We start from the raw sequence: 22280 nt of genomic DNA, 5'->3' as shown, positions 1-22280 counted from the left end.
ATGAGAAGCCACCGCATCCTCACGCCCTACGAGAGCGAACTCGCCGATGCACTGTTCGAGGCAATGTTCCCCTCCGACGGCGACAGCCCCGACGTCCGCGACGCCGGGGTCACCGAATACCTGGACCTGACGCTGGAAGGCTACGGCCGCAAGGACCTCCCCCGCTACCAGTGGCTCTTCGGCGCCCTGGACCGCTACGCGGAGGACAAGCACGGCAGGAACTTCGCCGCACTCACCTTGGACGAACGCACCGACGTGCTGGTCCTGCTCGAACAGGGTGACCTGACCGACCAACTACCGGTGAAGGAGCAACGGGATCTCTTCGGTCTGATCATCGCGCACCTGCAGGAAGGTCTCTTCGCGGACCCGGCCCACGGCGGCAACAAGGATGCCGCCGGCTGGAAGTTCCTCAAGCACCCCGGCGTGTGGCTGGAAAATTCAGCGGAGGAAAACCTCAGCACCGACCACACCACCAAAGGCGGGGTCATCAAGACCCTTGCCGACGCGATGCAGGAAATCCCCCGAGACACCGAGGGCCACCAACTCAAGCAGCTCGGCTACGAAAATGCCGTCAACCCCCGGATGACCGATGAAGTGGACGTCCTGCTCGTCGGCGTGGGCGCCATGGGCGGGCTCAGCGCCCAGATCTTCGCCGAAGCCGGCCTGAGCGTCGTCGGCATCGAGGCGGGCCCGTTCCGTCCGCTCGATGAGTTCCTCCCCGACGAACTCGAGCACGCCTACTACACCCGCGGCGGGCTGGGCCCGAAATTCCAGCAGGAGACCCCGCGCTGGCGCGAAACCGCGGACGAGGAGGACAGCCGCGAGGCCACCTTCTCGCTGGGCCGCATGGTCAACGGCGTTGGGGGTTCCGCAGGTCACTACGGCTCCTGGCTGCGCCGCTTCCACCCCTGGCAGTTCGCTCCCAAGAGCCACTACGACGAACTGTACGGAGCCGGTGCACTGCCGGAGGACTGCACGCTGGCGGACTGGCCCGTGGGCTACGAGGAGCTCGAGCCGTTCTACACCAAGCTTGAACACCTGATCGGCATCGCCGGCGACGAATCCAACCCCTTCGTCACCCGCAGCAAGCCCCTCCCGCTGCCGCCCACCCGCCCGTTCATCCTCGGCAACAAGTTCACCGAGACGGCCAAGGCTGCCGGCCTTCACCCGCACCCCGTGCCCGTCGGATTCACCACCGAATCCTACGGCGGACGCCCGGCCACCGGCTACAGCGCCTGGAACAACGGCCTCGGCTCCTTCCGGGGAGACCGCTGGCACCCGGGGCTCGGACCAGTACCGGCCGCGATCGGAACCGGGAACTTTGAGCTGCGCACCCACGCCAGGGTCACCCGGATCATCATGGATGGCTCGGGCGCCGCCCGCGGCGTGGAGTGGGTCGATCCGCTCGGCCGGGTGCGCCGCCAGTACGCGCGGGCCGTCATCCTCTCGGCCTACACTTACGAGAACCTGCGCCTGATGTACCTCTCGGCCGACGCCCGGCACGAGAACGGCCTCGGCAACAACACTGGCCAGCTGGGCCTGCACTACATGACCAAGATGTTCGGCCACGTCGACGCACTGTTCCCTGGCACCGAATTCAACCGCCACACCGGCCCGGCCGCGCAGGGCGTTGTCCTGGACGACTACCTCTCACCGAAGTTCCGCTCCCTGGACCACGGCTTCATCGGTGGCGCCACCCTCGGCGCCGAACAGCAGGCCCTGCCACTGCAGATCGCCCGCGAAACCCTGCCCGGGGACGTCCGCCGCTGGGGTGCCGGCTACCGCGACCACCTGAAGCTCTGGTCCCAGCAGGGCGTCATCCGGATCCAGCCCGACGCACTGCCCTACGCATCGCACCGGCTGGAAATCGATCCCCGGCACCGCGACTCCTCCGGCCTGGGCATGCCGCTGGTCCGGGTAACCTACCGGCTCCGGGACAACGAGCGGCGCCTGGCTTCGTGGATGGCGGACACGGCAACGGGCCTGCTGAAAGACATGGGCGCCACCAAGACCTGGCAGGGCCCGTACTTCACCGGCGTCGGATCCAGCCACGACCTCGGCGGCGCCCGGTTTGGCCACGACCCTGCCGGTTCGGTCCTGGATGAGCATCTCGCCGTCCATGACACCCGCAACCTGTACATGTACTCCGGCGCCGCATTCCCCAGCTGCCCCGGCATCAACCCCACCCTGACCATCTGGGCGATCGTCATGCGCGCCGCCGAACACCTCGCCGGCGAGCTCGGCGGCCACCGAAAGGACCAGCCGTGAGCACCGAAACGACACCCGTCACCACGGAAGCCACGGGACAGGTCACTGTCGGCTACTCCGCCGACGGCCACACTGCGACCATCCTGGTCGACAGGTCGTCGAAGCTGAACGCCCTGACCCTTGGAGTCCTCGAGGACCTTGCAGGTGCCGCCCGGGAAGTTGCCGCCTCATCGGCCAGGCTGGTAATCGTCCGAACCGGCGGTGAGAAGGTCTTCTGCGTCGGAGCCGACATCAACCATTTCGCAGACCTGTCCGCTGCCGGGATGTGGCGGGACTGGATCGCCACGGGCCACGGTGCGTTGGATGCCCTCGCCGGACTGCGACAGCCCAGCATCGCCGTCGTCGACGGACTTGCGTTCGGTGGCGGGCTGGAACTCGCCCTCGCTTGCGACTTCCGTGTCATCGCCGCCGAGGCGAAGGTGGCCCTGCCCGAAACTGGCCTCGGGACCGTCCCCGGATGGGGCGGTACCGAACGGGCGACCGAACTCGTCGGCAGGGCGCGGGCAAAGGAACTCGTCCTGACCCGCCGGCAGCTTTCGGGCGAGGAAGCCCTTGCCTGGGGACTGGCCACCGCCGTCGCCCCCAAAGACGAACTGGAGGGCGCGGTGGCCAGGCTTAGCGCCGACCTGCTCGCCGGAGCACCACTGGCGGTACAGCTGGGCAAGCAACTCATCGACGCAGCCGCCGATGGAGCCCCGTCCCGCGTATTGGAAGCCCTGGCAGGCGGCCTCGCCGCCGCCACCGACGACCTCGCCGAGGGCGTCGCAGCATTCCGGGAAAAGCGCCCGGCGCTCTTCACGGACAACTGAGACCGCCCAGCCAAACTCGCGCAACATCTTTTCTAAGGACACCTGAGATGGAAACCAAGAGCTACACGCTCGACGATGTCGAGCCCACCTACCGCCCGATGATCATCGACGGCGAAGACGCCCAGGCACAAAGCGGCCAGACCTTCACCCGACTGAGCCCGGCGCATGAAGTCGAAGTCACCTCCTTCCCGGAGGGCGGGCATGAAGACGTAAACCGTGCCGTCACTGCCGCCAGAAAAGCCCTCGACCGCGGCTGGCGCCAGTCCACCGGATCCGAACGGTCCAAGCTGCTCCTGAAGGTCGCCGATCTCGTCCGCCGCGACGCCGAAGCATTGTCCCTGGCCGAAACGCTGGAGACCGGTAAACCGATCACCCAGTCACGCAACGAAGTCTCCGGCACCGCCGAGCTATGGGAGTATGCGGCCAGTCTGGCCCGCAACACCCACGGCGATGCCCACAACGCCCTCGGCCAGGACACCCTGGCAATGGTCGTCCACGAGCCCATCGGCGTCGTCGGCATGATCACGCCCTGGAACTTCCCGCTGCTGATCATCAGCCAAAAACTGCCGTTCGCCCTCGCCGCCGGCAACACCGCCGTGATCAAACCCAGCGAAAGCACCTCAGCGACCACCGTCATGCTGGGCCAGCTCATCCGCGAAGCGGGTTTCCCGGCCGGCGTCGTCAACATCGTCACCGGCGGCCGCGTCGTGGGCGCGGCCATTGCCGAACACCCCGGAATCGACATGATCAGCTTCACCGGCTCCACCGGCGTGGGCAAAGGCATAGCCTCCGCCGCCGGCCGGGACCTCAAAAAGGTCGAACTCGAACTCGGCGGGAAAAACCCGCAAATCATCACCGCCAACGCCGATTTCACCGCCGCGGTCGACGCCGGTGTCTTCGGCGGCTACTTCAACGTCGGCCAGTGCTGCAACTCCGGCAGCCGCCTCATCGTGCACCGCTCCATCGCCGACGAATTCGCATCCGCCGTCGTCGAGCGTGCCCAGCACATGCGCGTCGGTGACCCGCTCAAGGCCGAGACCCTCGTCGGTTCCCTTGTCAACGACGCCCAGCTCGCCGTCGTCGAACGCTACGTGGCCGAAGGCCGCGACGCCGGCGCGCACCTGCTCACCGGCGGTGACCGGCTCGATACCGGCCTCAACGGCCGCTTCTACCAGCCCACCGTCTTCACCGACGTCACCGCCCATATGACCATTGCCACCGACGAGATCTTCGGGCCCGTCCTGTCCGTGCTGCCCTACGACACCCTGGAGGAGGCCATTGGGATCGCCAACTCCACCTCGTTCGGCCTGTCCGCCGGCATCTGGAGCAACGACATCAACGAAGCCCTGACCGCCGCCCGCGACCTGCGCGCCGGGACCGTCTGGGTCAACCGCTGGATGGACGGATACCCCGAAGTGCCGTTTGGCGGCTACGGACACAGCGGCATCGGCCGCGAACTCGGCCGCCAGGCCCTCGCCGAGTTCAGCGAACTGAAAACCATCCAACTCCAGGTCGGCATCCGTGAAAACCGCTGGGTCGACGCCCCCGACGCACCCCGCCGCTAAGACCCCAAAACCCTTGAAGGAATGAACATGACTGCCACCGCAACCTCCGCCCCGGCGCACGCACCCGCCGTGCTGCCCACGATGCTGCCCCTCACGCTGCCGACAGGCTACGAAGTCCCCGCAGAGTTCGCCGATGCCGCCTCCAAGGCATGGAAGACCGCCTCGGCGAAACTGAACGGACTGATCATCAGGCACCCGGACCGGTTCCCGCTCTACACAGAGGAAGGCAAATGGGTGGTCGACGGCGAAGCCTGGACCAACTGGTGCGAAGGCTTCCTTGGGGGTCAGCTGTGGATGCTTTCCCGCCGGGCCGACGAGGCCGATCGCGCCCGCTTTCGTAGCGCGGCCGAGCACTACTCCGAGCTCATCGAAGAACGCAAGAGCGACGACACCGTCCACGACCTGGGCTTCTTGTTCTGGTCCACTTTCCGGCGTTGGTTCGAAGCAACAGGTGACACCACCAAGCGCGACGTCGTCATCGAGGCCGGACGCACCACTGCCAGCCGCTACCGGGAAGCCGGCCGGTACATGCCCAGCTTCCGCCAGCCCGACAGCCTGTTCATCGACATCATGATGAACATCCACATGGCCCTCTACGCCGCGCAGCAGACCGGAGACCAGGACATGGCCCGCAAAGCCGTAGACCACTGCCTCACCACCCGCCGGTTCCTCATGCGCGGCGACGGCTCGGCCTCCCACGAAGGCATTTTCGATCTGGAAACCGGCTCCTTCCTGAAGCAGACCACTCAGCAGGGCTTCGCCGACGACGGATCCTGGGCCCGCGGGCAGGCCTGGGCGCTCTACGGCTTCGGTACCGTCTACCGCTTCACCGGCGAACGGCGCTTCCTCGAAACCGCCATCGCCGCCGCGGACTTCTACCTCGAAAAGACCGGCGACTGTCTCGTCCCACCGAACGACTGGGACGAACCCAACCCCGTCCGGCCCTACGAAACATCGGCTGCGGCCGCCGCGGCCGGCGGCTTCTGGCAGCTCGCCGGCCTCATCCAGGACCGCACCAAAGCGCAGGTCTATGCCGATTACGCGGTGGCCATCATCGGCCGCCTAACCGAGGACGATTTCCTGGCCGGGCCGAGCGAGGACTGGGAGGGCGTGCTCAAACACGGCAGCTACCACGAAGGAAAGGGTCTGGGCGTCGACGAGTCGGTGATGTGGGGCGATTACTGGTTCCTGGACACCATGGACCAGATCCAGCAGTACGCCGAAGCCCAGAGAGGCCGGTGATTGCTGTGTCCTGGGAATCAATTGACGAGGCACCGTGTCCGGCAGCGCCGGCACAAGCCGCGCACCCGGACGAGGTGATCCGGACTGACATTGCCATCATCGGATCAGGCATGGGCGGAGGCACCATGGCCTACGCCCTCAAGGACTCCGGCGCGAAGGTCCTGGTCATCGAACGCGGCCACCGCCTCCCTGTTGAACCGGCAAATTCCGACCTGGACGAGGTATACCTCAAGGGCCGCTACAAAAACGCCGACACCTGGTACAACGGCCGCACCGGGGCACCCTTCAAACCGGGCGTCTTCTACTGGGTGGGAGGCAACACCAAGGTCTACGGCGCCTGCCTGCCGCGTTTCCGCGCCAGCGACTTCGCGGAAACCCGGCACGCGGACGGAATCTCGCCGGCCTGGCCCTTCAGCTACGAAGACCTCGAACCGTACTACACCCGTGCCGAACAGCTGTTCCAGGTCCGCGGCCAGATCGGCGAGGACCCCACCGAACCCATGCACTCAGAGGCTTACCCGCACGCGCCGCTAGACCACGAACCAGCCATCCAGTCACTGGCGGATTCCTTCCGCCGGCAGGGCCTGCATCCGTTCCGAATGCCCAACGGGCTGGAGGCCGAAACCCAGGACAAACGCGCACTGTGCGCCACCAGCGACGGTGCGCCGAACGAAGCCGGGTTAAAGTCCGACGCCGAAAAGGTCGCCATCAATCCGGCGCTGGCTGCCGGCGTCGAACTTCTAGCCGATACCAAAGTCATCCGGCTCCTCACCGGTGATGACGGCCGGACTGTCGTCGCGGCCCTCGCCGAGCAGAACGACCGCATCATCCGCATCGAAGCGGACAAATTCATCCTCGCCGCCGGGGCCGTGAACTCGGCAGCGCTCCTGCTGAACTCGGCCACTCCCGAGATTCCTGGCGGCCTGGCCAACTCCTCCGGACTCGTGGGCCGGAACTACATGGTGCACAACAGCACCTTCTTCATCGGCATCAACCCGTTCAAAGTCAACCGGACGCTGTGGCAGAAAACCCTGGGTCTCAACGATTGGTACGAAGCCGGACCCGCCAACCAGTTCCCCTTGGGGAACCTGCAGATGCTCGGAAAACTACGTGCCAGCATGCTCAAGATGGCCAGGCCCTGGGCACCAACCTGGCTCCTGAAAGCCATGTCGGACCGCAGCATCGACATTTACCTCACCACCGAGGACCTCCCCCGGCGGAGCAACGGCATCAGCGTTGTCAACGGCAGGATCAACGTCTGGTGGAAACCGAATAACCTCGGCCCCCACAAGGAATTGGTCCACCGGATCAGCAAGGCCGTCCGGAAAGCCGGCTACCCAGCCATCTTCACCGAGCGCATGGGCATCGAAACCAACTCCCACCAGTGCGGAACAGCCGTGGCAGGACACGATCCCTCCACCAGCGTTCTCACCCCTGACTGCCGAGCCCATGACTTGGACAACCTCTGGGTGGTCGACAGCTCCTTCTTTCCCTCATCGGCGGCACTCAACCCGGCGCTGACCATCGCAGCCAATGCCCTCCGCGTGGCGGACACCATTCTCGCGGCCCGCGACCCGGCCGCCCAACGGCTCTCCGCAGGAAAGGATTGATAAAGTCGAAAAGCGGGCAGCGCCGCTTCCCCGCCTATCGACCAACCGGCAGGAATACAGCATGGCCCCGCGCATCACCCTCGAAGACGTGAGCAAGGCTGCCGGCGTCTCACGTTCAACCGCTTCCCTCGTCGTTAGGGGCAGCTCCCGCATCCCGGAAGCGACAGCGGCCAAGGTACGCGAAGCAATGAACGAGCTCGGCTACGTCTACAACCGGCAGGCCGCCAACCTCCGGCAGAGCAGGTCCATGACACTCGGGCTCATCGTCACAGAGATCATCAACCCCTACTTTGCCGAGCTGGCCATGGCCGTCGACCAGATCGCCCACGACGCCGGCTACACCATCTTCATCGGCTACAGCCGCGACCACGCGGACCGCCAGCACGAAATCATTTCGTCAATGATCGAACGCCAGGTCGACGGCATTCTTTTGCTCCCGGCACCAGATACTGACCCGGAGAAACTGGCCAAGCAGGTCAATGCCGCCGGCGTCCCTGTGGTATTGCTCGCACGCCGGTTCGCCGGCTTCGACTACGTGGGGAGCGAGAACGTCAAGGGGGCAACGATCCTCGGAGATCACCTTTCGGCGTTGGGCTGCCGAAGCGTGGCATTCCTCGGCGGCCTGACGGCATCCTCCCTGGCAGAACGGGAGGAAGGTCTTCGGGCGTCGCTTGAACCCAGGGGCTGCGACGTGTGGAGCGTGGACGAGTTCCGCAGCCCCATCACTCCGGAAGGAGGCGTGGCCGCAGTGGGCCGGCTTTTCGACCAGGGAAAACTCCCCGACGCGATCATTGCGTACAACGACGCGGTCGCCCAAGGTATCTACGACGAGATGCGGCGCCGCGGGCTGGAACCCGGCCGTGACCTCGCGGTGGCATCCTTCGATGACACCCGCATCGCCGCAAGCCAGGTTCCTCCCATGACATCCGTTGCCGGATTCCCCCAGGAGATCGGGGCAAAAGGCGCCGAAATGCTAATGACCCGCCTCGCGGACGGGAACGAGGACATTCCCACGCAACTGACTCTCATCCAGCCACAGCTCAAGATCCGGTCCTCCACGGCGACCTGGCGGCGCCGGACCTAAGCACGCCGTGCGGGAACCCCTTCGGGAACCCACCGGACAAGCAACAGACAGGAAATGATCCTTCATGGTCCCCGAACCCATAGACCTACCGACCGAACCGGAATTTGATCCGGACTCCCGGGCCGAACAATCCGACCCCGCCCTACGCTCGCTGATCGAACGCATCGAAGGCGAAATCCGCACTTTACAGCTGGGCAGCTTCAGCCAGGCCGACGCCCTCGCCCTTGGACTGTTGCTAGTGGAAATGGCCACCGAACGAAAACTCCCGGTCGCCATCGACATCCGCCGAAACGAGCACGTACTCTTCCACGTCTCCCTGCCCGGGGCCACCCCTGACAACGAAATCTGGGTCCAGAAAAAGAGCAAAACAGCGGAGCGGTACGCCGAACCATCCCTTCTCGTAGGCCTCAAGGGACGACTCGGCGGCGGAAGCATAGAAGACAACGGCTGGTTCGACCAGACACGCTATGCACCCCACGGCGGAGCATTCCCTGTATACGTGAAAGGCACCGGGCACGTGGCCACCGTGACAGTTTCCGGTCTGCCGCAGAAGGATGATCACGACTTCGTTGTAGAGGCACTGACGTTGTTCAGCAACCGAATCACGGACTAGGCAGGAATCCGCGCCCGACCGAGTGACTGAACTCTGCTTTAGCGCGACGGCAAAGGACAGATTTCCCCGGTTATTTTCGTTGGCTGTCAATCTTTTGTCCCGTTTGAGGTCACCGTTTGGGTCCAAGTGAGGCCCGTTGGCCACTGAGGGAAAGGAGGCGGAGACTTGGCCGGTCCTCCGCGCAACCAGGGCGCTCCGCGCCGGACTCGATCCAAAGTTTCGTTCCGCTCCCGCGTCGCGTATCTCCTCACGAAACTTCGAACCGCTCCCGGTTCCCCAAGTTGCACTCCGGATCCTCAAACCCAGCGGTGACTCCGTGTATGAGAACGACCCACACATCTGACCGACACGCCTGCGGACCGCGCAGCGGATGCCGTCGCACCGATTGAAAGCCATTCACCAGCGATGACTGGTTGACCGAAGAAGAGTCCGGCTCCCACACACCTTCACTCTGTCGAAGGATCGTGCGCCGGCAACAGATATGCCACGAGAGGTGCCCGATGACAGGAACGTCCCACAAGAACCTATGATCGGGGCCGCAAAGTCATGCGGAACCGAGACCTGCATGAACGCTGAAGGCAGAGTCACGAGGAAGAGACAACGATGAGGATGACAGGCCGCCCGTGCACAAATGTGTGCACAATGTGCACGCCCCCTTTGGCCGGACAAACAGGCGACGAGCGCGCCCTGCCTGGATCGAAGAAGGCAGTAATCCGAGGAAGATCGTCGAAGAGAAACCGACTTCGTCAAGTCGTCACCACAACTCCGCGCCATGAATGAGTGACGGCCAATGGCTGGCTACCGGGACGGCAAGAAAGGACGGCATCTGACCCCAGATTCCAGCAGCGGAGGGCCCACAGGCCAGGAACCTGACCCCGCCACCCACACAACCGAACAGGCCACCGCGGCGCCAGGCACACACCGCGGCCACAGTCAGAGGGACCAGCTGAGGGACAATGTCCACACATTTAAGCAAGAACCCCCTCTAACGAGGGGCTATGCGTGCCCGAGGTGGGACTCGAACCGGACTCCAGTCCTTGCAATTCCGCCGCTCCCCCGAAAACCTGCCGAATCCGGCCCAGTCCGCCACCAGTACAACCCGATCCGAAGCCCAAGGTGTGCACATTGTGCACACCCTCTTTTGCCCATTTCGGCGACCTCAACCGGGCTGCTTAACGGCCGTCCGGGCCGGGAGCAATTTCGCTCGAATATGACGGGTAGGTCTCTGGAACCGAACCCGCCCGAAATAAGCACCACAATACCCGGGCGAGCCTCCTGCTGGAATCGACGAGGACCCGGCGCCGCGCGCACTGAGGCGGCTGGTGCCGGCCGGCCGCATCCGGGAAGCCATTCTGGGCGATTCCCTGATTCCGCCTAGTTCTCCCGCGCGCGGGGCGCCGGACTTTGGTGCCTTAGCGTGACTTTCCCGAGCACCGATCCTCAAGCCCCTTACCCGCACAAAACGATTGGCCATTGACAGACCTGACGGCCAAGATTTACACCTGTGCTTACGACCTGTGTGCAGGCGAAGACAGCTATAGTCGCTGAGGAGCTACAGATGCGAGGACGCCACTTCATTTCGTGCATGGCTGTTCTCCTACTGGCCCCGGCTTGGATAGTTGGCTCCGCTTCCCCGGCCCGCGCGTTCTGCGTAGAAAGGGACGTCGTCGTTAACACCATCTGCGACGGCCAGGGTCACAGGACAATTACTGACAGGGCTTTGGATTTCCTGTCGCCCGGCATTCGTTCCCGCATCAAAGAAAAGAACATCGATCAAGACGGAAAGGGCACGACCGATCGACCGGAACTTCACTTTACCAACTGCCTGTTCACGAAAAGCACGGAGTACATCCGAAGCCAATATGATCAGGTCTTATCCGCGATCTCGACGTCAGTTGGTCCTACTGACAGCAGCACCGCGACTATGCGTTGGGGGCAGCTGCTTCATCCGGTTCAGGACTTCTACTCCCACTCTCCGTGGGTGGATCCTGTACCTGTCGGCTTGGGTTTCGGGACGACGTACCCGAAGCGCCTGCTTGACTCGGGACTCGGGAACTGGCGAAGGCTCGGTCCGTACGAAAAACTGTTTCCAGCAGAGAGCGTCAACAGCGATATCGTCACGGTCCAGGGCAACATTTGGGGCGTTATCGATTTGCCCAAGGACCAATTTGGGAGCCCTAAATCAGCCGTGCCGAACGTGTGGCCGTTTTATTCTGGTCGGCTCAGGGGACTGATGACCGCCAGCTCGAAACCCTTTACTAATGGGAACGGGCAGTGTCCCCCACCAGGTCAGGCGCCCTACTCTTCCAATTTGGCGGATTTCACATGCCTCGATAAAGAGAGTGTGTGCATACGCCACGGCGGGGACGAATGCCAAAATTATTGGGGAACTAATGATCGCCCGATCTACGATAACTGTCTGCAGCACGACGTCGATTCAAGGGTGAATTGGGAGGAAGCCTTCGATTCTGCTGTCGCACAGACGGAACACGAATGGTGCCGTCTGCTCAACATGACTCGCGATCAAAAATCATTCGATGCGGCAAGTATCCCAATTGCTCTATGGGTCACCAAGGACGATCCCCCCTATGCTACTCCTCACTCCGCCGGCACAGCCTGCGCTAGGGAGCATAAACGTGACATTGATCTGCGCCTGACGATTTCGGTCGAAACGCAGGGACGCCGCGATAACCCCAACCTATCGTTCGTGGCCTACACTGGCGACTTCCGCCAATCCGTGCGCACACTGATCCGGGCGAATAAGGCGCACGCGTCCTTGGATATCTGCCTGAATCGTGACGACACACTCGTGACAACGCTCTGGGGATGGTCAGACAAAACTTACTCGTCCTTGTTAGGAGGTGGCGACGGCAGCTACGACCCGTGGGAGCCGGTTCTGGCGGGGACGACCAAAGCGTTCACTGGCCCTAATTTCCCCAGTTCGGAGCATATAGGTGTGACCCCTGATCTGCTACTGAAGCTCAAGCTCAGCCCTGATCTTTCGAATGACTGCCCCAATTAGTCAGCACTCTTGGTAACGCGGTCCCGCTGCCACATGCACCCCCGAAGACCGAGCTAGTTGCAACGCCGTCCGGACGGCGATGTTGCTTTTTCATTTTGTTTTGGCGCGTGGCCTTCGGCCAATCAAGACACCTACCCGGTCGCGGTGTCGAAACAGGACGCGGTGCCCGCGCGCGCTGCCCAGATACCTATCCCGGCAGCCAATTGGGTTTTCCCGGTGCTTAGAGGACCGAGCAGGACCACGTTATGGCCTCCTTCAGAAAGAAGACGCCGGTACCCAGATGCGCGACGAGGTTCCGGTCCGCGGCAGGCTGATGGTCGAAGTTGAACTCGTCCAGCAGCTTGTGTCCGGGGAACCTCGCGGCCCTGATCCGCAGGGCAGCCCCGGAAGCCTCGCGTTCGGCGACCTCGCGGAGCAAAAGTGGCGACGTAGTCCTCGTGCGACCAGCCGGCCTCCCGGGCCCGGTCTCCGAGGGACCGGTAGCCGTCGGCGCTCCGCGGCGCGCGCAGTGCTCGGGCGTAGTACTCGATGTCCTTCACTGCAGCGCTCACCGTCCTGCCCCCGAGAGCTCGCGGGTATCGTCAGGGATGGCGACACCGAACAGTTCGTCATAGATCGACAGGTCCCGTTCCTCCACCACCGTCGACCGTCCGGCCTTGACGCTGCGATGGATCCGTCGGAGGGAGGGGGGCCTTGTCCACATGCCCGGGGTCGGTGAAGATCTGGTGCCTGGCCCACCGCTGGTCGTGCCTGGCCAGCAGCCGGCCGTTTGCGCTCACAGTCACCTTTTCCAGGTCTACTTCGACGTTCACGATCCGCCCGATCACCCGGGTCCACGGAATAGTCGTTGGAGAAGACCCGCACGTAGTAGTCCCGTGGCAGCCGGACGCTGCTGCGAAAGGCGAACTCGGGCGCCACCGGCGTCAACGGCCGCATCGCATCCCGGTCCCGGATGAATAGCTCGACCGGACCGCCATGACGGGTCCGGGAGTAGCGGGGGTTCGCGCGCGGCAGCCAGTCCGCGAGCTGGTTGTTGAAATCCAGCGGGGACGCGAACGTCCGGCCGGGCATGAAGCCCTAGCGGAAGTAACGGTTCATCCGCTCCACGATGCCCTTGGATTCCGGATCCCGTGGCGGCAACTGCCGGATCTCGCTGCCCAGTACGCCAGCGAACGCCGCCGCCGGCTCGGTCAGCCGACCCTGCCCTATCCCCGATTCGTTGTCCCAAACCAGCTGTTGAGCCACCCGACGCGGGATCTCATTCTCGTGCTTCAACAGGCGGCTACGCCTCTTCAGTTCAGGGACCACGGCATCTGTCGGTGTTCTCAGAGAAACAGGGCCTGAACCGGAAGCCGGGACCGCCGGTCTATGATGACCTGGTGGAGTGGGACTTCAGGCGGGATTTGGATCCAGTAGTTTCCGACGCACCGGTAGATCATGTCGTTGGCGTTCACCCCCACACCGTTCCGTCAGAGGCTACCGAAACGTGCTTGAGGGCGCCGGGGACGCACTGCCAGACATTCCCTCATAACCGAGGGTGGCGTTCATCTCCCTGCCGCTGCATTGCCCAAACGCTGCCTGAGCGTCGGCGACCACTTTGCGAAGAGTAATGCCGGGCGAGGCGTTGATAGGTCCGCTGCGCGATTCGCCGCTGTCACCGACGAAGTCGCGGATGTAGATGTCCGGCGTCAACGCAAGCAGGCTTCGCCGGGTGGTCCGCGATGCACCGTTGGCCGAGGCTACTTGTTCCTCCGATGGAAAGACCCAGCCAGTAAAGCCCGGCCGTCTTGACCGCAGTTCCCCGAGGGGCCAAACTGCATAGCAAATACCGGACCGCGAACGTCGCCGGCGCCCGCGGATCTTCAACATTGCTGATTCACTCAACGGTTGGAGTGAAGAATGAGCACTCGACGCAAAGAACGGATATTGCTGACAGGGGCCAGCGTGGTCGTGACGGTGACGGCTCTGATACTGGCGGTGATGTCTTCCCTCACTGAGGTCTACTCTCTTCGGTCCGCCGCCCCCGTCCTGAGCACCTACTACTCGACCCTCAAACCCGCGGCGAGCACTCCCGCCACCTATGACCCCCCTAACCCTGGCGACGGGGGCGAGTGGATTGATATTCCGCCCCCTCCGCCCCCTTCCTTTAGCCCTGTGCCTACCCGCTCCGCCATCTCGCCCACTGGCGCCGTTTCCCCGTCCCAAACGGAGCAGCCGGGTCTGGAGGGTTGTTTCGACGGCCGGATGGCCTTTAAGGCCCCGTCCCCCCTCAAGCAGGGTGAGAAAGTCGAATTCGTGGTCAGGGTGGTCTTCAAAACATCACCGATAGATCCTGGGAGCGGTCTGCCCGGAACGGGGGATCCGACCCGGCGTGATGTGCTTCTTTGCGAAAAGATGCGAGCTGATCTCACCAGCGAAGACGGCGGAATGAATATCGAGCGTTCGACCAGCGAAACCATCGCACTGCCTAAGTCCCATTTTGGCGAGTGGGGATGGCACATCACCGGTGTCCAGCCCGGGCGGCACCAGATGGTGCTCCGACTCGTGATCCCAGACCTTGAAGGCGACACCGCCATTAATTCCCACACGGAGACGATCACTGTCGATGTCGGACTGATGTACGTGGTATCCGCCTGGATCAAGGACATGTCTGCTCCAATGAATGCCTTCCTCGGGTCCATCGCGCTTGTCGGTGGCTGGGTCGTAGTGGCCTTCACGCGAAAGACGAAGAAGGGGAAGCATGCGCCGACAACCGGCGCACATTGACGTGCGCGGTAGCCTCTTCACGGTACATGTCTCACCGGTACACCGGTACCCCTGGCCGGCAAAGTCATCCCGCACCCGTTCTGGTACAACTTCAAGCCCCGGGCCTCAGGACCCGAGGGCGTTTGTGTTCAGCGCCCTTTTTTCGACGCAGCGACGGCACCAAGACGGTGTTCCCTCGAACGCCACTGCGGCGTTGGGTCGCTAAAGGCCAATTGTTCGTCCGGTCTCACTGGATAGGTCATCCTGATGAGACCGGACGAAGTTGATTGTGGAACTCCAAAGTAAAACGTTCCGAGCTCCACGTGACTTGGAAGAGTCAGGTGATTATCCCGGCATCGACCTGTTGGCGCTGACCTTGGCGGCCCAGTCGGTCCAAAGACCGCCGAAGCCTTCCTGATAGGTCACTTTGTGGAATACCTCCTCGTTCCCGGGCTCTGTGTTCTGGAGGAGGTGCACGCTGGGAAGGGTTACGGTCGTCCCGGCAGCAACTCGGTAGTTGGTCCGGGTCGTTTTTCCTTGGTAGTCGTTTCCGTCCCAGGGGGAGTCCAGGAGCTGTCATCTTCCCATCGTGTCTGAATGATGTTTAGAATCCTGGTCTTGGAGCAGTAGATCCTGACCGGATAGTCGACCTTCTTGACGCCGGCGGCGTTGTGGCCAGCGAAAGAGGGTTGCACAGCGGTGACCGTACAGGCTCGGATGCTCTCTGCCGCTTGTGCGGGAGCGGCCAAGCCGATGGGAATGGCCGCAAGTCCAAGCGACACTGCGGAGAGTAGAGCTAGTTTCCGTCGTGGGCGTTGGGACGTTTTGGCCTGGTTCGATATAGGGGACATTTCTCGTGCTCCTGTGTTGGTCCGGCCAAGGCTCGAGGCTGAGGAGCAAAGTGCCTCATCACCCACTGGGCCCGGAAAGCCAGCACGGTTCAAGGGAGTTCTACACTCATACTGCGATTTGTTGCCCGTCTCGGGTCCTTCCTTGAATCGCAAACCGGAGCCTTGGATTACACCCGGTCAATGATCCGGAGCCCACGGCGAGGAACTCCTGATCGGCCAGAGGTTTGCCGTATTCGCTGACGATGGCCAGCGAAGGGCTCACAGTCCTGGAGGTCACCCGGCCGAACCGGGCCCAGCCTTGCCTGAAAGGCAAATCCGATCCCCTGGATGCCTACCAGGCCGCCCAGTCAGTACTGGCTCAACGAGGCGTCTCGATCCCGAAAGCCAAAGACGGACCCGTCGAATGCCTACGGATCCTCCGTACCGCGCGCACTTCGGCAATGAAAGCCCGCACGACAGCAATCAATCAGATCAAGGGTGCGGAGCACCTTGGAAAGGCCGGCACCGTATGAGCCGGTTCCTTCGATCCCCACTGCGGCAGCCGTTCTATGACTGGCAATAAAGTCCAGGATTTTGCGGTAGCCTTCATCCACACAGCGGTAACCGTCAAGCGATCGCGAGATTGTTCAGTATTGCGAACGGTGGGGCTGCCCTAAAACCGCGAGCTTTATTGCAGCCGCGATGCCGGGGTGGCCTCGGCCACCTGAATAATCTCGCGCCCACCGACCACCGCCAGCTATGGCATCCTCCGCCGCACTCTAAAGCTACCGTGTCAGCACGGAAGCGCAGACCCCGGACCTCACCGGAACATGGACTTACCGGGTCGAATTCGAACCGGAACCGTCCCCGGCCACCAGAGGTCAGCTACAGGTCGTCCCACGCCTTGGGCGCCGCGATTGCGCACGTAGCGACAAGTACCCCTGGCCGGACCCCGACACAGGAGACGAGCATGTTTAGAGCCACAATCCCGGTCAAGAGAACTGCCTTGCTTGCCGCAGCTTCATTTGCCCTTACAGCAGCGCCCTTCGCTTTGGCCGCCCCGGCCCAAGCCGCAGTCCCGCCCATATTTTCCTGCAGCGTTACGCCTTTGAGTCCGATATTTGTCGGCTTTGACTCGCACGGCAAGAAGCTCACCGATTTTCCCGTAAGGGTGAACTGCCTGAAGGATCGGTTTGTGACAGTCCAGCATCGGGTCTGGGAGGTTGACTTCCCCGCACCAAATCAGCTGATAAAGAATTCGTCAAAGACTGTTCATGTAGGAGCCAACAATTCCGTGACGCTTCACAACGTGCTCCCCCAGATAAATACCGAATTGGGACCGGAAGAAGTCTTCCACCAAGCTCGGCATCAGGAGAGCCCTGTGTTTGGTATCCCAGTTTGGAGTAGCTGGAGGTCCACTCCGATCATCTCGATGCCCTAGTACCCACCATGAGATGGCGGCGTCAGTGAATTGGCGCCGCCATCTCCTCCGCAAACTCACTCGGCGGCGGCCCATTGCCAGCGGCTCCCAAAGAGGCCAAACCTGGCTGCAGTAGTTGCTCACCACGCACCACCCAACCTCACCGCCGGCAGTGCACACACGGACATTTGGTCCATGTGTAGGAGTCCGGCCGGCGGCTGACTGCCTGTTGGCACGCAATCGATCCTGCGAGGGATTAGCTAGCCACAGTCGCCGTTGTTTCTGTGACAGGCAAAGAGCCCCACGGCCCAGGCACGGCTCTCCCCTGCGGCGGAGCATGCGCTTAGACCCCATTTCCCCTTTGCTTGGAACAAGTCGCGAACCGGCGTGGTGCCATCAGATTTCGGAGTCTAGAATGCGAGGTAGTCAGCTGTTCTTGGACTCCAGGTGTGTGACCCGGGGCTCCCCTGAAAACTGCTCAATGTCGGCTCATCAGCCAACAATGATGACATTGATGGCCAATTTGAATGGCAGCATGGGACCGCGATCGTGACCGGCAGATTCGTTTTGCAACCTCGCAGAGACACCAACTTCGTCAGGGTGAACGGAGTCTTCCTCGCTGCACTTACGGTTCTAGCTCTGCTTTCAGCTTGTTTTTTTGCTCCCACCCGCGGCGGAAGTGCTAACGATCGGCCCAGCTCCGGATCGGCCACGCCTACTGGATCGCCAAGCATGGCCTCGGTGCCAGCCGGTCCAACAAGCTCCCAGACAAGTCCGGAAACTGCTGCCCCGGCGGAGGATCCTTCGCCCTCACCAATGGTCGAGCCCCCTGCCGTGCCGACTGTCCAGCCTCCCCCCGCGCCGACGGTCGAACCCCCACCTGGCCCACCAGCGCCAGGGGGTCCGCCTCCCCTCGGTAGTGCGCCTGTAATCTGGCTTCCCGCTGGACCGGCATTCCCGGAAGATCCCCCGCCTTCTGCGTTCTACCTAGCGCTTCAGGGAACGCAGTGCGCAGGCTTGCCGCACACCAACCCCCGAGGACCCGATCTGTGGGTTGCCGCTGCCTTTCTCTGTTCGGCCTTGGAGAGTAAAGACGAAACCATGTGGGCCAAAGGGGCAATGGAACTCGCACAGGTGCCCCGCCCCACCGAAGACACCTGCCTGGCGTTGGCTGCCTACGACGCGTTGAACAGGCTGATTATCGCCCATCAAGATCACCCCAAGGCGGAAGTCGAGCTGATTGCTCAGACCGGCAGAGCCTGTCAACTTAGATTGACCGGAGTATCCGCCTCCCAGAATGGCGCTCCAGAGAGTCTGCTCTCAAGTTCCGTTTGCGGCGGAGAAAGTGTCTGGTTAGTCGGCATACTCACCCGCGTGAACGTAGTTGTTGTAGGTCAGCAGCGCGTGCCAGTGCAGATTACGGGAACCAGGTTGTTCTTCAAGGCTCCCCCGGTTCAGGTTCCAGGAGACCTGGCTGTGACGGCAGAAAGCTCAGCCGGACGAGTTCAAGGCACTGCGACCATTAGATACCAAGGGGATCCTCGAACATGCCTTTCCCCGCCGCCCCCTCCGTCGCCATCACCCTCGCCATCGAACTGAACCGTGGCCACGACGGGCCACAGCCGAGCCTCTGGCCACAACCCAGAACGCCCTCAGCAAGCGAGCGAGAATCGTGTACGGCCGCGGAAGAGCATGGCTGAGGACTGCCCCTGAAGAAAGTCCGGATCCCACACACCTTCACACTGTCGACGGATCGTCCGCTGGCAACAGGTACGCCTTGAGAGGTGCCGCTGAACCCAGAACGTCCTAGGAAACCGCGGGTCTGGGCCGCAAAGTCATGTCGCCTGCAACAGCGACCTGCATGAAGTGGTGTCGGAAGAACAAGAAGGGGACCAAAATGCAGGCCCAAGGCGCCCGTGCACAAGGGTGTGCACAATGTGCACACCCCCTTTGGCCGGACAAACACTCGATGCGCGCACTCCGCTGGCTTGCCGAAGGCACCTATCCGAGGAAGATCCTCGAAAACAATTCGGCTTGGTCATGTCGTCACCACAACTCCTTACCATGAATAAGTGGGGGCAATAGCTGGCTACCGAGCCAGCAAGAAAGGACAGCACAAAACCCTCGATTCCAGCATGCGGACGGCCCACAAGCCAAGGACCAACCCACCACCCACACAACCGAATAGGCGACCGCGGCGCCAGGCACAGACCGCGGACAACGTCAGAGGGACCCGACCAGGGTCAATGTCCACACATTAAAGCAAAAACCCCTCTGACGAGGGGTTATGCGTGCCCGAGGTGGGACTCGAACTGCATTCCGGCCCTTGTGAACACTGGGCACCCGCGGAAACATGCGGAATCCGAACCAGTCCGGCCGATGTACTCCGCAGTCCGAAGTGTTATGTCTCTGGACATGGGTGACAGTTCTGTATCAGGACATGGGTGACAGTTTAGGAGTTCTTGGTGGTGACACTTCTGCCATTCTGATGGGTGGACGAGTGGAGTTGAGCCTGTTGATCCTCGTGTCCGTTTAGCGATCTCGCAGTGGCCGGATGATCCGCCGCGTGGTGCCGTGACAGCGTTCTGTGCCGAGCATGGCATCTCCCGTAAGACGTTTTACGTGTTGTTGGGCCGGGCCCGGGCCGGGGGCCCGGCTACAGCGTTGGAACCGCGGTCCCGTCGGCCGCGCACGAGCCCGTCCAGGATCAGTGATGAGGCCAAGGAGCAGGCACTTCGGGTGCGGGGAGCGTTGGAGCGCTCGGGCCTGGACCACGGACCGATCAGCGTGTTTGAGAAGATGAAGTCCATGGGCCTGGAACCGGTTCCCTCGGTTGCGTCGCTGGCCAGAATCTTCCGTCAAAGCGGTGTCGCGAGGCTGGAGCCGCGGAAGAAACCCCGGGCCGCGTACCGCCGGTGGCAGCTGGATGCGACCGAGTACGTCCTCACCGGTGGCCGTAAATGCGTGATTTTCCAGCTCATCGATGACCACTCCCGTTTCGCGGTCGCCTCCCACGTTGCCGCCGGGGAAACGTCCGAGGCCGCGATCGCGGTGGTGAAGAAGGGCATCACCGCGCACGGGGTACCGCAGAAACTGCTCACGGATAACGGGGCCGCGTTGAACCCTTCACGGCGGGGCCATCAAGGCCAGCTCCTCACGTGCGTCACCTCCCTGGGGATCGAGGCGGTCACCGGGAAACCTTACAAACCAACCACGCAGGGCAAGAACGAACGCTTCCATCAGACCCTATTCCGGTTCCTGGACAAACAACCCCTCGCCAGGACAATTGAACAGCTTCAGGAGCAGGTCGGAGCGTTCGATCAGCTCTATAACACCGAACGCCCGCACCAGGGTTTGCCCGGGCGGATCACCCCGCGCCAAGCATGGGCGGCCACACCGGTCGCCGAGCCACCACACCCGAAACCTGTCCCGGCCCTCACACAGGACAGGACCCGCGGCAGCGGCCAGGCCACCCGCATCGCCTACCCCAACGGCAGAGTCACGATCAACAGCGTGGTCTACATGATCGGCAGACCCTACGCCCGGCACTGCATCCACGCGCTCTGGGACACCGAGATGATCCAGTTCTTCGATGACCAGGGCACCCACATCACGTCCTACCCCTGCCCGCCAGCCGGGACCAAATCAGTCGGCAACGGCAAGCCCCCAGGACGCACCATGAAACAACCCCCAACCGTCACCGAAGTCCTGACACACGACATGTCACCGATCTCCTGATACAGAACCGTCACCCATGTCCCGAGACATCACACTCCGCAGTCCGAAGCCCAGCGTGTGCACATTGTGCACAGCTCCTTTTTGCCCGCTTCTCCGCCCCATGCAGCCGACCAGCCCGTTGATCCAAGGACTGCTCGCGCGCGTTCTCTCCCCTCGCCTTCCCCGGCCGCTGCCTCGCTACGAAACGATAGCCCCGAATGGCGACGGCACTAAGACAACACCAGGATGAGCCGGCTTAGGCCAAAACGACCGAACGTCTATTATCGGGGACAGCCCGAATGCTGCCAATGTCCGAAGCGTCAACAACGCAGACGTGGTGATCCGGCACCAGGCTGATTGCCGGCGGCCCTGGTAGGGCTGCTGCCGTCCAGGACGACGGTTCTTTAGACCCCGAGCTGCCGCGGTTCCGCGGTCAGATGGATCCGGTCACCTGCATGGCTTCCAGGAAGGCGTTGAGGGCACGGCGTCCTTCGGGGACTGGGAGTAGGACGTGAACGTGCGCCATCCCGGGGTCTTCACGGTATACATGGGGAGTCCCCGCTGCGACCAGTCCGTCGCGCAGGCGGCGGTTTTGATGAACCAGCATGTCGTCGTCACCGACGATGACCCAGGTGGGAGGCAGGCCGGTTAGGTCACCGTGGAGGGGGCTAACGCGTGGGTCTTCCAGTGGGAGGTCGCCAGCGTAGGCCTTGGCTGATTGTGTGAGCCTGCCGTAGTCGAGCATGGGATCGGCTGCGGCTTGCTCCCTCCAGTCGGACATTGTCAGGTCAACCCATGGCGCGAACAGGCCGAGCATCGCAGGCATTGGTAGGCCCGATGCGGCGGCTGCTTGCACGGTTGCAAGGGCGAGGCCGCCACCTGCTGAATCACCGGACACGGCGACGGCCTCCGGGGACCACACGGAGATGAGCTTTTCGTAAACAGCCTGCGCGACCGCGACAGTCGTTTCGGCTGTTTGCCGGGGCGCCAGGCGGTAGGCAGGTATCCACACCTCTGCCGCGGCGTCCCTGACAAAGCGGGCCCCGATCATCCAGGTTCCTGCTGACGGGCCCTCGATGTAGCCGCCGCCGTGAAAGAAGAGCACGGCCCTTTGGGGCTCCCGCCGCTTGTGCCGCAGACGGAACACGACGGTATCGGCGATGACCATTCGTGTGATGGTGATGCCCGAAAGTGCCGAACGGCTCGGGGTTGGGTCAGGTCTGCCGTTGACTTCCTCCGCTTCTTTTTTGGCGAGGGTTGCGGCGATGTCGTTGGTGTTCTTGGCGCGGAGCAGGATGGAGCGAAGGATGCGGCTGCGCAGGGAGGGGCTGCGCGGTGGGGTGAGGGTTTGCATG

General features: G+C 62.8%; 14 protein-coding genes and 1 pseudogene. 10 read left to right on the top strand and 5 right to left on the bottom strand.

Annotated elements, in window-relative coordinates; translation table 11 throughout:
• The 8 genes from ARTH_RS09425 to ARTH_RS09390 all read left to right on the top strand — a co-directional run bounded on the left by ARTH_RS09425 (position 1) and on the right by ARTH_RS09390 (position 12213).
• The gene (locus tag ARTH_RS09425; RefSeq protein ID WP_011691711.1) at positions 1–2268 is read left to right on the top strand and encodes a GMC family oxidoreductase; all 2268 of its coding nucleotides are present in this window, start codon (positions 1–3) and stop codon (positions 2266–2268) included.
• Positions 2265–3077, top strand: coding sequence for an enoyl-CoA hydratase/isomerase family protein (locus ARTH_RS09420; protein WP_011691710.1), 813 nt, complete (start codon positions 2265–2267; stop codon positions 3075–3077). Before ARTH_RS09425 ends, ARTH_RS09420 begins: the two co-directional genes overlap by 4 nt.
• Before the next feature lie 47 nt (positions 3078–3124).
• The gene (locus ARTH_RS09415; RefSeq protein ID WP_011691709.1) at positions 3125–4642 is read left to right on the top strand and encodes an aldehyde dehydrogenase family protein; all 1518 of its coding nucleotides are present in this window, start codon (positions 3125–3127) and stop codon (positions 4640–4642) included.
• 27 nt (positions 4643–4669) lie between these two features.
• Positions 4670–5884 (top strand): glycoside hydrolase family 88 protein, encoded by a 1215-nt coding sequence (locus ARTH_RS09410; RefSeq protein WP_011691708.1) that lies wholly within the window; start codon positions 4670–4672, stop codon positions 5882–5884.
• Between the two features lie 5 nt (positions 5885–5889).
• Entirely contained in the window at positions 5890–7494 is a 1605-nt protein-coding gene (locus ARTH_RS09405) for a GMC oxidoreductase (RefSeq protein WP_011691707.1), read from the top strand.
• A gap of 61 nt (positions 7495–7555) precedes the next feature.
• A complete protein-coding gene (locus ARTH_RS09400; RefSeq protein WP_011691706.1) occupies positions 7556–8578 on the top strand; it encodes a LacI family DNA-binding transcriptional regulator in 1023 nt (340 codons plus the stop codon).
• A gap of 64 nt (positions 8579–8642) precedes the next feature.
• Complete coding sequence (locus ARTH_RS09395; RefSeq protein WP_011691705.1) at positions 8643–9191, top strand: heme-degrading domain-containing protein; 549 nt, start codon at positions 8643–8645, stop codon at positions 9189–9191.
• 1585 nt (positions 9192–10776) lie between these two features.
• On the top strand, positions 10777–12213 hold the full coding sequence (locus ARTH_RS09390) for a hypothetical protein (protein WP_043429693.1): 1437 nt from the start codon (positions 10777–10779) through the stop codon (positions 12211–12213).
• Positions 12214–12433: 220 nt separating this feature from the next.
• Here the strand turns inward: ARTH_RS09390 and ARTH_RS24230 are convergent, their stop codons facing one another.
• The 4 genes and pseudogenes from ARTH_RS24230 to ARTH_RS23850 form a co-directional block, all read right to left on the bottom strand.
• Positions 12434–12631, bottom strand: coding sequence for a hypothetical protein (locus ARTH_RS24230; RefSeq protein ID WP_232223612.1), 198 nt, complete (start codon positions 12629–12631; stop codon positions 12434–12436).
• A 129-nt stretch (positions 12632–12760) separates the two neighbouring features.
• Positions 12761–12916: a hypothetical protein gene (locus tag ARTH_RS23855; protein ID WP_156810655.1), complete on the bottom strand. Its 156-nt coding sequence runs from the start codon at positions 12914–12916 to the stop codon at positions 12761–12763.
• Between the two features lie 67 nt (positions 12917–12983).
• Positions 12984–13149 (bottom strand): annotated as a pseudogene (locus ARTH_RS24545) (Mu transposase domain-containing protein); the annotation flags it as partial.
• Positions 13150–13290: 141 nt separating this feature from the next.
• A complete protein-coding gene (locus ARTH_RS23850; protein WP_156810654.1) occupies positions 13291–13488 on the bottom strand; it encodes a hypothetical protein in 198 nt (65 codons plus the stop codon).
• A 624-nt stretch (positions 13489–14112) separates the two neighbouring features.
• Between ARTH_RS23850 and ARTH_RS23115 the strand changes: the two genes are divergently transcribed.
• Positions 14113–14979, top strand: a complete 867-nt coding sequence (locus tag ARTH_RS23115; RefSeq protein WP_011691702.1) for a hypothetical protein — start codon at positions 14113–14115, stop codon at positions 14977–14979.
• A gap of 4767 nt (positions 14980–19746) precedes the next feature.
• Positions 19747–20946: an integrase core domain-containing protein gene (locus ARTH_RS09355; protein ID WP_052309677.1), complete on the top strand. Its 1200-nt coding sequence runs from the start codon at positions 19747–19749 to the stop codon at positions 20944–20946.
• Between the two features lie 412 nt (positions 20947–21358).
• Here the strand turns inward: ARTH_RS09355 and ARTH_RS09350 are convergent, their stop codons facing one another.
• Positions 21359–22279, bottom strand: coding sequence for an alpha/beta hydrolase fold domain-containing protein (locus tag ARTH_RS09350; protein ID WP_011691697.1), 921 nt, complete (start codon positions 22277–22279; stop codon positions 21359–21361).
• Position 22280: the final 1 nt, after the last annotated feature.

This window comes from Arthrobacter sp. FB24, from assembly GCF_000196235.1.
Taxonomy (GTDB): domain Bacteria; phylum Actinomycetota; class Actinomycetes; order Actinomycetales; family Micrococcaceae; genus Arthrobacter.
This window is presented reverse-complemented; position numbering and strand designations above follow the sequence as displayed.

Excerpts from the sequence above, each read along its gene's own strand:
- ARTH_RS09390 (WP_043429693.1), top strand. The coding sequence starts at position 10,777 with ATGGCTGTTCTCCTACTGGCCCCGGCTTGGATAGTTGGCTCCGCTTCC.
- ARTH_RS09410 (WP_011691708.1), top strand. The coding sequence starts at position 4,670 with ATGACTGCCACCGCAACCTCCGCCCCGGCGCACGCACCCGCCGTGCTG.
- ARTH_RS09400 (WP_011691706.1), top strand. The coding sequence starts at position 7,556 with ATGGCCCCGCGCATCACCCTCGAAGACGTGAGCAAGGCTGCCGGCGTC.
- ARTH_RS09415 (WP_011691709.1), top strand. The coding sequence starts at position 3,125 with ATGGAAACCAAGAGCTACACGCTCGACGATGTCGAGCCCACCTACCGC.
- ARTH_RS09395 (WP_011691705.1), top strand. The coding sequence starts at position 8,643 with ATGGTCCCCGAACCCATAGACCTACCGACCGAACCGGAATTTGATCCG.
- ARTH_RS09350 (WP_011691697.1), bottom strand. The coding sequence starts at position 22,279 with ATGCAAACCCTCACCCCACCGCGCAGCCCCTCCCTGCGCAGCCGCATC.
- ARTH_RS23855 (WP_156810655.1), bottom strand. The coding sequence starts at position 12,916 with ATGTGGACAAGGCCCCCCTCCCTCCGACGGATCCATCGCAGCGTCAAG.
- ARTH_RS09425 (WP_011691711.1), top strand. The coding sequence starts at position 1 with ATGAGAAGCCACCGCATCCTCACGCCCTACGAGAGCGAACTCGCCGAT.
- ARTH_RS23115 (WP_011691702.1), top strand. The coding sequence starts at position 14,113 with ATGAGCACTCGACGCAAAGAACGGATATTGCTGACAGGGGCCAGCGTG.